The following is a 13491-nucleotide window of genomic DNA, read 5'->3' as shown; positions in this document are numbered from 1 at the left end:
GCCAGCGGGGTCGGCACCTTCCTGACCACCATCGGCATCAACTTCGACGTGGGCAAGCAGTTCGCCGCCCTGGCCCTCTCCGCCTTCGCCCTCACCAGCCTGGACACGGCCACCCGCCTGGCCCGGTTCATCTTCCAGGAATTCTTCTCTGAAAACAAGTCGCTGAGTTTCCTGGCCAACCGCTACGTCTCCACGGCGATCACCTGCCTGTGCGGCGTCCTGCTGGGACTGAAGGGCTGGGCCGTGGTCTGGCCGATGTTCGGTTCGGCCAACCAGCTGCTGGCTGCCCTGGCCCTGATCGCGGTGGCTGTTTACCTCAAAAAGGCCAAGAAAAACAACTCCATGCTCACCATTCCCACCGCCTTCATGTTCGCGGTGACCCTCACCGCCCTGGTCCTGCTGGTCAAGGCCAACCTAGCCGCCGGCAACAACCTCCTGGTCTTCTCCGGCGTCGTCCTTTTCGTCCTGGCCGTGATCCTGCTCGTCCAGGCCTGCAAGGTCCTCGCCGCGAAAACCGGGGACAGCGACCTCAAGGCGTAAGCCGTCACAAATTAATCCGCACAAAAATTCCGTGGCTGACCTTGCCGCTCAAGGTCAGCCCTTTTCTTGCACATCTGTTTAAATAAAATACCTTTCCACTTCCACCGCAGGCCAGGTATAAACTATGCGCAGGGGTTTGTCCCCGTTGTTCCTGAGCCCATGGGGCGTTCCGGCCGGAGCCATGACCGCCATGCCTTCCTCGATTGGGTATTCCCTGTCGCCGAGGATAAACAGCCCTTTTCCCTCGATTATAATCATGGCATCTTCAACCTTGTGGGTGTGCGGTTTCAAACCGGCCCCCGGCTGCAGCGTAACCACGCCCATGGATACGCCCCCGGCCCCGCTGCTTTTATCGATGTAATGGGTTTGAAAAACACCGGGGACAACCTCTCTGTGTATTGCTTGTTCTTTCTTTACAATCATGCCTCTTTCACTCTCCTATTCCTTTTTTCCCCAAGCGATCAGGTCCCTGGCGACTTTTTTATTCTTGACCGGCTTTACCACCATGCCGTCAGCAGCGGGAACGTCGCACATAAACGACACCCTGCCGTTTATCTCGGCCACACAGAGCCGGCACGATTTGCCGTGCCTGCAAGAATGGTTATAGGCGAGAGAGGGGTCGTAAAGCCTTCTGATGGAATCAAGCGCATCCAGCACGCTCATGCCTCGCTGGTAAGGTATCCTATACGATTCCAACCGCTGCTGCTCTTCCCCAGGTTTCTGCCTGACCACCGTAATCGTTATCTCTTTCCATCCGTCGCTCATCTCATTCACCTCACCGCTTGTTTTTCTACTTCCGGCAGAATTGAACCCGGTTTTCTCTTCACGACAACGTTAGCGACCCACTCCTGTTTTTCCTCCGGAAAGTCTTCCCTCTTATGGGCGCCCCTGCTTTCTTCCCTAGCCAGGGCTGACTGCACGACCAGCTTGGCGGTGGTAAGCATGCTCTCCAGGTTCAGAATGTCTGCCAGCTCCTGGTTGAATACTGGATTTAAATCGCTAACTCCCGTCCGCGGCAGGTATTCTTTTTCAATCTCCACTATCTTTTGCAGCGCTTCTTCAAGACCGTTTCCCCACCTGACCGGCCCGGCTTTGGAAAGCATTTTTTCCTGCAGGACTTCTTTAAGCCTTGTCACGGAAGCTTCTGGGTCTGACAGCCTGCACAGCCTGCCGGCAAGGTAACTACCTGTTTCATTGGCCACCATATTAATATCCAGCGGCAGCAGGGCCCTTTTTGTCGACTCCTCCCCCGCCGCCCTGCCAACGATCTTGCCAAACACCATGACATCTGTCAGCGAGTTGCCAGCCAGCCTGTTAGCCCCGTGAATGCCGCCCACCACTTCTCCGGCGCAGAAGAGCCCGGGAATGACGGTCCTCCCGTCGATGTCCACCTGAGCTCCGCCCATAAAGTAGTGCGCGATGGGATAAACCTCTACTCTTTCTTTGGTAATATCGACACCCGCTTGTATAAACTTATCGATGAACTCTTGGCCGTACTCATTGATCAGAGCATCCGCCCCCGCGGTCCCCGGTTCAAAATAGATGCCGCCGTGAGGCGTTCCCCTTCCTTCCAAAACTTCTTTGGCCATGGCGTAGCCGATAATGTCACGCGTCGCCTTCAATCCGCGCGAATCGTATTTTCCCAGGAACTCTTCCCCGCGGCCGTTGGTCACCCTTCCTCCCGTCCTGTAGCTGATAGGTTCGAGAATGGTCATGACCATACCCGGGATATGAGGGTAGAGGGTGCCCATGGGTATGAACTGGATGAACTCCATGTCCTGAAGCGGTACTCCCGCCTTGTAGGCCAGGTGGTAGCCGTCCCCTGTCAGGTGCTTGGAACCTGAATTCCTTCCGTATATTTCCATACCGCCCCCGGTTGCCAGGATAACCGCTTTGGAGCGGAATATCTTGATTTCTCCCTTTTCAAAATCGAAACCGACCGCGCCGGCTGCTTCGCCGTCTGAAACGAGAAGCTCCAGGATATGGGTGTACCCGGCGTATTTAATCCTTCCCGCATGAGGAATTAGCTGGCTGTTTAGGGCCTGCATCATCGAGCGGCCCGTCCCGTACTTGAAATCGACAAAAAGGGCTCTTCTCCGCGAGTGGCCGGGACTTGCCAGCAGGTTAAGCTTGCCGTCTTTTGTGTCAAACTTCATTCCCCAGTGGTAAAATTCGAGAATCCTGGCGGGCGCTTCTTCGGTCATGCGGGAAACCAGCCGCTTATTGCAGATGTTTCCTCCCCACTTTACGGTATCCAGGGCATGCAGTTCCGGCGAGTCGTCGTCATACAGCCCCAGTGCGGCGCAGGCCAGCTGGATGGCCATGATCGACGCGCCGCAGTGGCCGCTTCTTTCGCCCTTTTCCACCACCACCGCGTTCCGCCCGAGTTTTGCCACCTCCAGGGCCGCTCCCAGCCCCGCGCAGCCGCTCCCGATGATCAGGACGTCCGATTCGACAACAGCGTGATTAAATTTCATGGGCCTTCTCACCTTTCTTTTGTTATTCTCTGGAAATAAATGTTTGCCGGCAGGGGCAGCAGGAACAGGATTAAACAAAAGTCTCCTCAATATGTTTTCTCATGACCCCGGCGGCCTTGACGGCATCCCTATCCTTGATCGCCTGGTAAATAATCCTGTGGACCTCAAGGGACTTTTCGTATTTGCCGGGCACCGTTTTGGTGCGCAGCCTCCCCTCCTGCACTATTTCGTTGTAGAAGTAATAAATCGATAAAATCAACCTGTTGTGGCTGCCTCTTATCACCGCGTTGTGAAAATCAATGGAACCTTTTATGGCCTCAGCCTGCTTTTCTTTTATTTCCCTTTCCATTTCCTCCAGCGCCTCGGCCATTCTTTGCAAGTCTTTTTCGGTCCTTCTCAAGCTGGCCAGTTCGGCCGCTTTGACCTCCAGAATGAGCCTGACTTCCTTGTAGTCGTCCATGATCCCTTCCAGTTCGCTTATTTCATCGATCAGGTCCAGGAGTTTAGCCCTGTCAAGCCCCTTGACGATATACCCTTCACCCTGCCTGGTTTCGATCACATTAATAAACTGCAGTGTCTTCAAGGCTTCCCTGATCGGCAGCCTGCTTACGCCCAAATGCAGTGACAGTTCCCTTTCCGACGGGAGCTTGTCGCCGGGGTTCAGCTCTCCAGCTTCAATCATGCCCTTGATCTGGCTTATTATTTGATCGGAAAAGTTCTCCCTGGTTAATTTATGAAATTTTCCACCAGCCATAACTATCCACCTTTTTCCTCCTGGTTCTAGGATAATTTGTTTATTTGGACGACTTGTTATATTGTATAGTGGTATTACCAGTATACATAAAATTGCCTTTTAAGGCAACCTTATTTTTTACTTTTGATTATTTTTTCCCCCGGCCAGTCAACCCCGGTTCTATTTCCCGTGAATAGAGCTGCCGCCGATAAACTCGCGCAGGATTGAATTAAGAGGAACAATACTGTCGGGGATTTCCGGGAAATAATCCAGGAGATCCAGCAGGCGCCGGGCGTCGGAATACTCTTTTTCGCCGCGGTCGATCGCCTTCAGGAGAGGATAGGCGTATTTTTTTAAGACGCCCAGTTCGAAAACCAGCGCGGAATTAAACATCATATCGGCATCTTCCTGGAAGGGGAAGATGTTTTTGTCCTCTCCCCGCCTCACGGACGGCCAGTATTTCAAAGTCCACAGGGCGTCCTGGGAGCGGAACCGGCTGTCTCTGACGATGCGCCTGATCAGCCTGGTATCCGTCGTATGGATGCGGTTGTGGTCGTCGATGGACACCTGGGTCAGGGCGCTGATATAGATCTTGTATTTGTTCTCCCTGCGGACGGAAGAGGTCAGGGTTTCGTTGAGGGCATGAATTCCTTCGATGATGATGGGGCTGCCTTCTTCCACCTTCAAAAGCCTTCCTTTTCGCTCGCGCGAGCCGAGCTGGAAGTTGTAGACGGGACACTCCACCTCCTGGCAATCCATCAATCTCTGGAGATGCTCGTTGAACAGCGCCAGATCCACGGCTTCCAGCGCTTCAAAGTCATATTCGCCGTATTCGTCAAGCGGAGTCAGCTCGCGTTCGACAAAATAGTCGTCGGTGGAGATATAAACGGGACGCAAGCCTAGAACGCGAAGCTGGATGGCCAGGCGCTGGGCAAAAGTGGTCTTGCCGGAAGACGACGGCCCGGCAATCAGGACAATCCGTGCCTTGTCCCGCCGTGCGTAGATTTCATCGGCAATCCGGGCAATTTTCTTTTCCTGGAGGGCTTCTCCCACGTGGACCAGCGTGTTGGCCTCCCCGCTGTCTTCTTTTAGCAGGCGCAGCAGGCCGGCCAGGTTCCTGACCCCCAGGATCGCCGCCCATTCCTCCGATTCTTGCCAGACCTGGGCCAGCTTGGATAGATTGTATTTAGGGGCTACCTGTTCCGGATTGCCGGTATCGGGGAAACGCAGGACGAATCCCCGTTCATAGGGTTCAAGTTTGAACACGCCAATCGAACCCGTGCGGGAGGCCAGTACCGTGCTTGAATAACTCGCATACCTGCCGCAAGAATAGACCTTCACTTTCTTCCACGGCATGTTCTCCAAGAGTTCGACCGTATCCTCGCGGTCAAAGGCCAAAAGCTTTTGACTTGCTTCTTCTTTGCTCATCATCTGCGGCCAGACGGGTTCATCGGCTGCGACCATCTCGCGCATCCGTGCTTCAAGGGCTGCCAGCTCAACAAGCAGGGGCGGCTTTCGCCCTTTCAATTCACAGTAATAGCTTTTTCCCAGGGAATGTTTGATTACCACCCGGCTGCCGGGGAACAATTCGTACGCGGCCCTCGCCAGGAGAAAAACGAGGCTCTGACGATAAACGCGCATCCCGTCTTCCGTCCTCTGGTCCAGGAATTCAATGCTTCCTTCCTCCCGGACCGGTTCACTCAAATCCACCATCTCGTTGTTGTACCGCGCGGCTAAAACCGGTAAAGCGGCTTCTTGGCACACGCTGCCGGCCAGCTCTGCCAGGGGGACCCCCAAGGGAGCTTCGACGGCTGTTCCATTCACCCTCAGCAAGACGTTCTCTTTTTTCTTTTTAAGATCTTTTTGCAGCGTCAACTCTCTCTTCCCTCCTCGTATTGATCTTATTATATTTCACGCGGAACAAAAAGCCTCCTGTTTTTTTCAAAGGTAACATCTTTATCCCCGCCGCCATATATATAGATAAACAAGGGAGGCCCAGCCATGAAAATATTTTTTGGAAATAATAGAAACAATAAAACCGGCCGACCGGATAAAAAAGGGGACCCGTCATTATACATTCAGCGCAGTACAGCGGACCGGATCGATTTGAACCTCTGGGGTGTCAAGCTGTCGGTGAGCCGGGACACCACCCTCGACGTTCCCAGCGAACTATCCGTCATCATCCCGCGGGTGGAACTGCGTCAAAAATACACGCCTTCCCCTTCTCCAGCTTATGAAACCGAAATCATCATCAGCAGCGTCACCGTTGTCCTCTCTCCGCGCCATGCGCCAGAAAAGTCAATGCCTGCCCCTTAACGACAATATTATACTCGATCTTGACAGGAGGTTTGCTTTTATTTAAACTAAAAGATAATTAGATAATTTTATAAATGTTGAAATATACCTTTGATTCTCTCCGGGGGTGAGTTTATGAGTCCTCTCAACGCCACGTTCAAAGCCCTCTCCGACCCCTCCCGCCGCAAGATTTTGCAGCTGCTGAGGTCCAAACCGATGACAGCAGGAGAAATAGCCAACCAGTTCAACATTTCCAAACCCAGCATCAGCCATCACCTGAACGTCTTAAAACAGGCCGACCTGATCGAGGACGAGCGGCAGGGGCAAAATATCGTCTATACCCTCAACACGAGCGTTTTTGACAACATTATCAACTGGTTCCTTACTTTGACCGGCAAACCTGTAACGGAGGTTGAATCCAATGAATGACGGGTTAAGTAAAAACATCAAAAAAGACTGGCCCATCCTGCTTCTCATCCTGGCAACCCTGGCGGCCGGCATTTGCGTGTATCCCCGGCTGCCTGACATGATACCCGGTCACTGGAATATAAAAGGCCAGGTGGACGGCTGGGTCAGCAAGTCCTTTGGGGTCCTGTTTTTCCCTCTCCTTAACCTTGGCCTCTACCCGCTGATGCTCCTTTTGCCCCGCATCGACCCGCGCCGCGAAAACTACAGGCGTTTCGCCGGAGCCTACCGGGTCATCCGCCTCTTCCTGCATGCTTTTCTAGCCCTTATCTATATCGTCACCCTGCTGGCAGCGCTTGGATACGCGCTCAGGGTGGATGCCATAGTTAAATTTTTCGTGTCGCTGCTTATCCTGGTGCTTGGAAACTACATGGGCAAGATCAAGCACAACTATTTCGTCGGTATAAAGACACCCTGGACGCTGGCCAGCGAAGAGGTCTGGTATAAGACGCACCGTTTCGCCGCGCCTTTGTGGGTGGGAGCGGGAGCCCTGGGGATGGTTTTAAGCGTTTTTCGCCAGCTCTGGCTCAACTACCTCTATTTCGCTTCCTTTATTATCATCGGCTTCGTCCCCATCATATACTCCTATTTCCTTTTCAGAAAAACCCGGATGAACTAGGAGTCAAAAGACAAGCTGTCCAGCTGCTTCCTTTTTCTTGCCGCCAGCACGTCTAAAAACGCCTCCAGGCGCGTTTCAAAACCGGTCATGCCTTTATGCTGGTCCAGGGTCACGCTCAGGACAGGAACATCTTCCTCCCGGCTGAGTTTATCAAGCGCGCTACGGGCTACGATCTCCGGCATGCATCCGAGAGGAAAAAGCTGGATAATACCGTCGACCGGCCGCGCTCTCATCCCTTTCGCTTTGGCTACCGATTCCAGGCCGAAACCTCCTACCGCGTCCCGCAGGTACGGGCTGGCCAGTTCCAGGAGGTTCTGCCGGTACCGGCTTCTTCGCCAGGGAAGAAATATGTTTGGCAGCCAGCCGGAAATCGACATTTCCCTGATAACCACAACCCCTTTTTCCCGGAGATACTCTTCCACCCGGTTGTTGGCATAAGGTTCCAGCAGGGTATAAATGTCGCCCACCAGCCCGACCTTCAAGAATTCTTTCCTGGAGGTTAAAAGATGCTTTTCCCTAAACCTGAGGGCAGCCTGGTGAATCCCGGCCACTTCGACGAGCGAAGAAGTCTCTTTTAGCCTGTCGCGGCAAGTCTTTAAAAAAGCTCCGGTTTCTGGCGGCAGGCATTCTCTTTCCAGGCGGTCCAGCGCATCTTCACAAGCAACCACCGCCCAGCCAAACCGGATAGCCTTCAACAGCGCGAGTGTCGAAACTCCGCCTGTTTTTTTGATTTGCCTGAAGTTAACGTAATAATGTCCCCTGTCGATGATCAGCGGCGCAAACCTGTAGCCGGCCTCATTCAACAGTTGAAAAGCCAGGTAAGCAAAATAGCCGAAGCGGCAGGGCCCTGATCCCCCCGGCATGATAAGGGTATCGGCTCCCAGCTCAAGGGCTTCCCGCATGTTTCCAAGAACCAAGCAAAAAGGAAGACACGATCCTTCCGGCGCCAGTTCCTGTCCCAGTTCAAGCGCCCTCGGCCCGGGTAAAGAAGGGACCAGGCAGGGTATGCCCAGCAGCCGGCACACCTTTTCCAGCGCCGCATGCAGTTTTCCAATGTGAGGAAAAGATAAGCGCATAAAAAAACTCCTTTACGGCGTACTCTTTAGAGTCTAACCAAAAGGAGTTTTCTTTATTTGATCTTCAAGCGCCGGTCAGCCCACCTTCACCACCGCGTTGGACCATTTCCCGCACCTGTCGCCCCAGCGGGCAATGAGCACGCCGTTCTCATAGATTTGGATTACCTCGCAGAGGTTGGGGCAGCCTTTGCATTCAAAACTTGTCGGCTGGAACTTGTATTCGGCAGCCTGCCAGCCCTTGAATTTGGTCTGTTTGCCGCGCACGGCTTCCTTGGCCAGAAGGCAGCAGCCCACCGCACCCATGACGCTGAAATATTGGGGAACGATCAATTCCATGTTGAGGGCTTTCTCAAAGGCGGCTTTGATCCCCGTATTGGCCGCCACTCCGCCCTGGAAAACCACGGGGGGCAGGATGTCCTTCCCCTTTCCCACGTTGTTCAAGTAGTTACGGACAAGGGCCTCGCACAAACCGGCAATAATATCTTCGGCGGCATGCCCGAGCTGCTGCTTGTGAATCATATCGGACTCGGCAAAAACAGCGCACCGCCCGGCGATCCTGACCGGGTTTTTTGACCTGAGGGCCAGTTCGCCGAACTGCTCAATCGGTATCTTTAAACGATCGGCCTGGTGGTCCAAAAAAGACCCGGTACCGGCCGCGCACACCGTGTTCATGGCAAAATCGGTCACAATCCCGTCCCGCATGATTATTATCTTGGAGTCCTGCCCGCCTATTTCCAGTATTGTCTGGGCACCCGGCACCAGCTTGGAAACAGCCACGGCATGGGCGGTGATCTCGTTTTTCACGGCGTCGGCTCCAACCAGCACCGCCGCTAGGTTGCGGGCGCTCCCCGTAACCCCGGTCCCGGCGATTTCAACGTATTGCCCCAATTTTTCACCGAGGGTTCTTAAACCGTCCTGGACAATCTTGACCGGCTGTCCCTGTGTCCTTAAGTACAGGCTCTCCAGCACCTCGTCGTTTTCGTCCATAACGACGAGTTTTGTGCTGACGGAACCCACGTCTACACCAAGATAAGCTTTCACGACACTGCTCCTCCCAATCTCTTTTGGCGCCGCTGCTGGAGTAAATCGACAAACGCTTCCAGCCTGGTTCGCAAGCCCTCTCTGCCTGTCTGTTCATCCAGAAAGATGGTCAGCACGGGAATACCATAATCCCTGCTCACCTGGGTCAGGATGCTTTTGGCCACTATTTCCGGTATGCAGCTGAAGGGAGCCAGCTGGATCACCCCGTCAAACCCGCGCCTGGCATAGAGAATGGTCTCGCCTACCGAGAGAATACCGTGCCCGCCAATCATCTGGTTCAGATAAGGCCTGGCGGCGGCAACGGCCTTTTCTTCATTATGCGACTGGTGGGTCGTTTCCATCCACCATTCGCTCAAATGGATCCCTCGCTTGGTGAAAACGCCCATTTCTCCCAGGGTCGCCTGGATGTCCAAATTGGCAAAAGGCTCTATCTGTACATATATTTCCCCAACTATCCCTATTTTTAACGGTTTCCTGCTTTTATCCTGAGAAATATTCTGCAGGAGCCGGAAACAGGCTTCCTTGGCCTCTTTAATCTGGGTCCTGGTCCGGGCCTGATCCATTATCGCCAGGCACCGGCGGTAAACCTCGCTCGTTTTCCCTTTTTCTACCTCGTAAGGCCGCACCTGGTGAGCGAGCAGCTCGATTTCATCAAGGGCCAGGAGTTTATCCCAGACCGTCCTGTAGACTTTGATAAACTGCCACCAGGAGGTTTTTCCCGTCCTGAGAATATAATGCAGCTTCTTGAAGAAGTCTTTGAAGGCCATGTTTACCGAGTCAAAGATTATTACCTTTGTCTTGTAGCCCAGCTCGTTGATGATTCGCTGGTGCACTTCGCCGTAATACCCGGCCCTGCAGGGACCGTGCCCGCCCGAAGAGATGATGAGTTCGGCCCCTTTTTCTATCGCCTCCAGGTATGTCCCCATCAGGATCTTAAACGGTATGCAGGCAAATTCGGGAGAATAGGTGGTTCCAAGCGTCATCGTCCTGGAACTGGGCAGCGGAGGGACAACCGGCTCATGCCCGATCTGTTCCACGAGCTGTTTAAACGCCACGTAAGAATTACCCATGATGGGAAACGACACTTTCATGCTCTCGCCTCCGTATTCTCAGCATGTCCGTGAAAGCCTCAACCCTGGTCAGCACCCCGGCCTCTCCCGTATGTTCGTCCAGCGACAACGTCAGGTAAGGGACATTGCCCCGGTTTTTGGCTTCGAGTTCCATGAGTTTATCGACCATGGCATCGGGACCGCAGCCGAAAGCGGTGACATGGATTATCCCGTCAACCCTTTTTTCGTTCAAGTAATAGAACGCGGCCCGCACCGCCCTGTTGCTGAAATGCCAAAACAGGTGTTTGGAGAGGTTCTTGCCCTGGACTTCCAGGCGGTGCGGCGGCACCATTTCCACGGTCCAGGCGCGAACGCCCATCTGCGCGAGTTTTTCAAAAAGACCGATGTTGACAAACGAATCGTAAATCAGATAAGGATAACCCAGAATGGCCAGGTTCAAATCGGGAACCGGGACATCGGGCAGCCGAACGGGTTCGCCGGTAACCGCCGTTTCCATGGCCACCTGGGGGGGAACCCCCGCCGCCAAATTTCTGATGTACTTATCCTGGGCCGCTTTGGCTTTGACAAAAGCCCGCCATGTATGCCAATCTTTTTTATAACCAAGCCGGCGAGCGATTTTCAGGCCGAGCTTCCAGAGGGGGAAAAACCCCCTGGCCAGGTCGACTTTTTCATCGATAATCTCCGGCAATCCCGCGATGGAATTGCGGATCATGTCGGGAAGACCGAGAAATTTCGGGCAAAAGGTCTCGGCATCCAGTTTGCGCACGCTGACCATGCGCGGCAAAAAAAGAACATCGACCTTATCCTTTAGCTCGGCGACATGCCCGTGATAGAGTTTGATCGGCAAACAGGCGTCATTCACCGCTTCCTGGACTCCCAGGTCAAGGCTCAGCTTGTTGGTCGGCCGGGAAGTGACGACTTCAAAACCAAGGCCGGAAAAAAAAGCGTGCCAGAAAGGAAAATAAATGAAGTAGAAAAGAGTGCGCGGGAACCCTATTTTAACCCCCATAAACGATAAATTTCCCCCTTAGGCCATGTGCTCTTTATCTTTAACGATTAACCCGTGCAGGTAAATGTGCAGCATCTGTGAAGCCAGTTCCTTCCCGGAAATCTCGGCAAACGCCGATTCTTTTTCCAGATTTTTGGCCAGCGAACCTATAAGCATGATCCCCGCCAGTCCCAGCAAAATGACTTTGGACGGCACGTCTTTTTTGATCAGTTCCTGCTCCTTGAGCTGGTCGAGATAGCCAATCAACGGATAGGCAAGGCGCGGAAGGTATTTATGGTAATAATAGCGCCGTATCTCTTCGTTCTCCAAAAGCTCGCTCAACAGGCGCTTAAACAGCAAGAAGTTGCTCTCGATCTTTTCCGCCTTGTTCAACACAAAAGAGGTGATGATGTGTTCCGTGTCGTTTTGCGAATCAAAGCTGATCTCGTTGAATGTTTCCCCGGCTATGCTGGCGATAACCTCCAGGAAAAGCTCATCCTTGCTGCGAAAATGCTTGTAAATCACCGGTTCCGTAACCCCGCAGGCTTCGGCGATCTGTTTGGTCCTGGTGTCATGGTAGCCCTTCTCCACAAAAATCCTGGTGGCTGTTTCCAGTATCTGAGCTCTCCGCTTATTCCTGTCCAGCCGCACAATAACCCCCCATTTATACCCGCTGTTATTCCTGGTTAGTCGTTACTAACCTTATCATAAGTCCAGCTCAACTTACAGTCAAGTGGAATCCGACCGCAAAATCCGACAAAAAATCCCCCTCGTTTTGAGGAGGATTAGTTTTTTTATTATTTTAGGGCGGCTTTTGTTTTCGCCGCCAGGCCCGGTATTTTATAAACGGGCAGCCCGCAAACGGCGATGCGCAATCCTTTTTTCAAGGGGACAAAAAAGATGTTTTCTGCCATCAGCTTCTCCGCAATCGCTTTGGAGTTTTCCACCGGCACGGAAATGAAAAACCCGCCGTGGTAAGGAAGAATGGGAAGCCCCACCTCCCGGGCTTCTTCCACAAATATGCCGGCCCTCTTGAGAAGCAGTTCGCTGTAAGTTTTCCTTTCCTGGTCGATGCTCTCCTTCAAAGCGGGATTTTTCATCACGTCCGCCAGCAGCTTCTGGGCGCCCCTGGTCCCGTTGGACCAGACTCCCCGGCAGGAGTAGGTGTTGATCTGATAAAACTCTTCCGCCACCTCCGGGGAAGAGCTGATGCCGATGAAGGCGCCGCAACGCATGCCGTACAGCAGGAAAGACTTGGACATGCTGAAGGCCATAGTCACCAGGATGTTCTCCGGCAGGCCGCCGAACAGCTTCATAAAGGCGCGGGCCTCATCCGGCGACCGCACATAGTCTATATAGGCCAGGTCCAAAAGCAGGACCATCTTTTTCTTCCGGTCGCCGGCGCACTCTTTAAAGAAATCGAGCACGTCCCTCCATTCGTCGATGCTCATGCTGTAGCCGGTCGGGTTGTGGCCCGGAGTATTGAAAACAATCACGACGCTGTCCTGCGCTGTTAAAAGTTCTGCGGTCTTTTCTTTAACCGAAGCCAGGGTGAAGTTATTGTTTTCGTCGAACATCCGGTAAGTCTCCACGCCGCGCAGGTGCTCGGCGGCGATGGTCTGGTAAGGTCCCCAGAACCAGTCGGGGATCAAGGCCTTTTGCCCCTGTTCCAGATAGTTGTAGAAAGCGTGCCTTACCGCCCCGGTGCCTCCGGGAGTGGCCACCGCCTTGATATAGGCGTTTTCGGGCTTGTGGTTCCCAAAAGTGAATTCAACGGCTGCCTCCAAAAATTCGGGCTGGCCGGCAATCGAAGCGTAATTCATCAACTCTTCGTCCGGCATGGAACGGTAATACTCACTGACGGATTTAAAGGCCGCAAATCTCTCCTCTTCGTCATAAATAGCCCCGATTGACGCATTGACGACCTTGTCCGGCCCGAGCGCGGCAATCGCGTCATTGGCCCTTTTCAATATGGTGAAAACGGCGTCTCCTTCTTTGCCTTTGCCCGCGGCATGGGAAGCGGCTAAAGAAATGCTCATTACGGATGGTTCCCCCTTTCAGTTTGTTGCTTGGTGATATTTAAGATCAATTTTATCATATCGAAGCGGTTAAAACATTCTTTTTTTATTTTCAGAGCTTTTTGCGATGTAAGCTATTTTTATGATTTTCTAATCGCAAATCAAGCAT

At 53.2% G+C, this 13491-nt stretch carries 15 protein-coding genes; 4 read left to right on the top strand and 11 right to left on the bottom strand.

The window, feature by feature from the left end; genetic code table 11:
- Positions 1-540, top strand: a 540-nt coding sequence (locus NUV48_14735; GenBank protein ID MCR4443387.1) for a carbon starvation protein A, incomplete at its 5' end; no start/stop codon positions are given.
- 78 nt (positions 541-618) lie between these two features.
- Here the strand turns inward: NUV48_14735 and NUV48_14730 are convergent.
- From NUV48_14730 to NUV48_14710, 5 genes are all read right to left on the bottom strand, one after another.
- Positions 619-963 carry a cupin domain-containing protein gene (locus NUV48_14730; protein ID MCR4443386.1) on the bottom strand — a complete coding sequence of 115 codons (345 nt, stop codon included), beginning with the start codon at positions 961-963 and terminating at the stop codon, positions 619-621.
- Positions 964-978: 15 nt separating this feature from the next.
- Positions 979-1305, bottom strand: coding sequence for a 2Fe-2S iron-sulfur cluster-binding protein (locus tag NUV48_14725; GenBank protein ID MCR4443385.1), 327 nt, complete (start codon positions 1303-1305; stop codon positions 979-981).
- A 5-nt stretch (positions 1306-1310) separates the two neighbouring features.
- Complete coding sequence (locus tag NUV48_14720; GenBank protein ID MCR4443384.1) at positions 1311-3017, bottom strand: FAD-dependent oxidoreductase; 1707 nt, start codon at positions 3015-3017, stop codon at positions 1311-1313.
- Between the two features lie 70 nt (positions 3018-3087).
- Complete coding sequence (locus NUV48_14715) at positions 3088-3771, bottom strand: FadR family transcriptional regulator (GenBank protein ID MCR4443383.1); 684 nt, start codon at positions 3769-3771, stop codon at positions 3088-3090.
- A gap of 159 nt (positions 3772-3930) precedes the next feature.
- Positions 3931-5625: a nucleoside kinase gene (locus tag NUV48_14710; GenBank protein MCR4443382.1), complete on the bottom strand. Its 1695-nt coding sequence runs from the start codon at positions 5623-5625 to the stop codon at positions 3931-3933.
- Positions 5626-5751: 126 nt separating this feature from the next.
- Between NUV48_14710 and NUV48_14705 the strand changes: the two genes are divergently transcribed.
- The 3 genes from NUV48_14705 to NUV48_14695 all read left to right on the top strand — a co-directional run bounded on the left by NUV48_14705 (position 5752) and on the right by NUV48_14695 (position 7129).
- Positions 5752-6066: a hypothetical protein gene (locus NUV48_14705; GenBank protein MCR4443381.1), complete on the top strand. Its 315-nt coding sequence runs from the start codon at positions 5752-5754 to the stop codon at positions 6064-6066.
- A 114-nt stretch (positions 6067-6180) separates the two neighbouring features.
- Positions 6181-6474, top strand: a complete 294-nt coding sequence (locus NUV48_14700; GenBank protein MCR4443380.1) for an autorepressor SdpR family transcription factor — start codon at positions 6181-6183, stop codon at positions 6472-6474.
- On the top strand, positions 6467-7129 hold the full coding sequence (locus NUV48_14695) for an SdpI family protein (protein MCR4443379.1): 663 nt from the start codon (positions 6467-6469) through the stop codon (positions 7127-7129). The genes NUV48_14700 and NUV48_14695 overlap by 8 nt, the downstream gene beginning before the upstream one ends.
- On the opposite strand, the gene NUV48_14690 is transcribed toward NUV48_14695, so the two are convergent.
- The 6 genes from NUV48_14690 to NUV48_14665 form a co-directional block, all read right to left on the bottom strand.
- Positions 7126-8205: a hypothetical protein gene (locus NUV48_14690; GenBank protein MCR4443378.1), complete on the bottom strand. Its 1080-nt coding sequence runs from the start codon at positions 8203-8205 to the stop codon at positions 7126-7128. The genes NUV48_14695 and NUV48_14690 overlap by 4 nt on opposite strands.
- Before the next feature lie 75 nt (positions 8206-8280).
- A complete protein-coding gene (locus NUV48_14685) occupies positions 8281-9246 on the bottom strand; it encodes an acyl-CoA dehydratase activase (GenBank protein MCR4443377.1) in 966 nt (321 codons plus the stop codon).
- Positions 9243-10337, bottom strand: coding sequence for a CoA protein activase (locus tag NUV48_14680; protein ID MCR4443376.1), 1095 nt, complete (start codon positions 10335-10337; stop codon positions 9243-9245). Before NUV48_14680 ends, NUV48_14685 begins: the two co-directional genes overlap by 4 nt.
- On the bottom strand, positions 10309-11325 hold the full coding sequence (locus tag NUV48_14675; protein MCR4443375.1) for an acyl-CoA dehydratase activase-related protein: 1017 nt from the start codon (positions 11323-11325) through the stop codon (positions 10309-10311). The genes NUV48_14680 and NUV48_14675 overlap by 29 nt, the downstream gene beginning before the upstream one ends.
- Positions 11326-11343: 18 nt before the next feature.
- The gene (locus tag NUV48_14670) at positions 11344-11955 is read right to left on the bottom strand and encodes a TetR/AcrR family transcriptional regulator (protein MCR4443374.1); all 612 of its coding nucleotides are present in this window, start codon (positions 11953-11955) and stop codon (positions 11344-11346) included.
- Positions 11956-12101: 146 nt separating this feature from the next.
- On the bottom strand, positions 12102-13343 hold the full coding sequence (locus NUV48_14665) for an aminotransferase class I/II-fold pyridoxal phosphate-dependent enzyme (protein ID MCR4443373.1): 1242 nt from the start codon (positions 13341-13343) through the stop codon (positions 12102-12104).
- Between the last annotated feature and the right edge of the window lie 148 nt (positions 13344-13491).

It is taken from the genome of Peptococcaceae bacterium, from assembly GCA_024655825.1.
In the GTDB taxonomy this organism is placed as follows: domain Bacteria; phylum Bacillota; class Peptococcia; order DRI-13; family PHAD01; genus JANLFJ01.
This window is presented reverse-complemented; position numbering and strand designations above follow the sequence as displayed.

Coding starts and splice junctions, on each gene's coding strand:
- NUV48_14730 (MCR4443386.1), bottom strand. CDS start 963: ATGATTGTAAAGAAAGAACAAGCAATACACAGAGAGGTTGTCCCCGGT.
- NUV48_14725 (MCR4443385.1), bottom strand. CDS start 1,305: ATGAGCGACGGATGGAAAGAGATAACGATTACGGTGGTCAGGCAGAAA.
- NUV48_14720 (MCR4443384.1), bottom strand. CDS start 3,017: ATGAAATTTAATCACGCTGTTGTCGAATCGGACGTCCTGATCATCGGG.
- NUV48_14715 (MCR4443383.1), bottom strand. CDS start 3,771: ATGGCTGGTGGAAAATTTCATAAATTAACCAGGGAGAACTTTTCCGAT.
- NUV48_14705 (MCR4443381.1), top strand. CDS start 5,752: ATGAAAATATTTTTTGGAAATAATAGAAACAATAAAACCGGCCGACCG.
- NUV48_14700 (MCR4443380.1), top strand. CDS start 6,181: ATGAGTCCTCTCAACGCCACGTTCAAAGCCCTCTCCGACCCCTCCCGC.
- NUV48_14695 (MCR4443379.1), top strand. CDS start 6,467: ATGAATGACGGGTTAAGTAAAAACATCAAAAAAGACTGGCCCATCCTG.
- NUV48_14690 (MCR4443378.1), bottom strand. CDS start 8,205: ATGCGCTTATCTTTTCCTCACATTGGAAAACTGCATGCGGCGCTGGAA.
- NUV48_14680 (MCR4443376.1), bottom strand. CDS start 10,337: ATGAAAGTGTCGTTTCCCATCATGGGTAATTCTTACGTGGCGTTTAAA.
- NUV48_14675 (MCR4443375.1), bottom strand. CDS start 11,325: ATGGGGGTTAAAATAGGGTTCCCGCGCACTCTTTTCTACTTCATTTAT.
- NUV48_14665 (MCR4443373.1), bottom strand. CDS start 13,343: ATGAGCATTTCTTTAGCCGCTTCCCATGCCGCGGGCAAAGGCAAAGAA.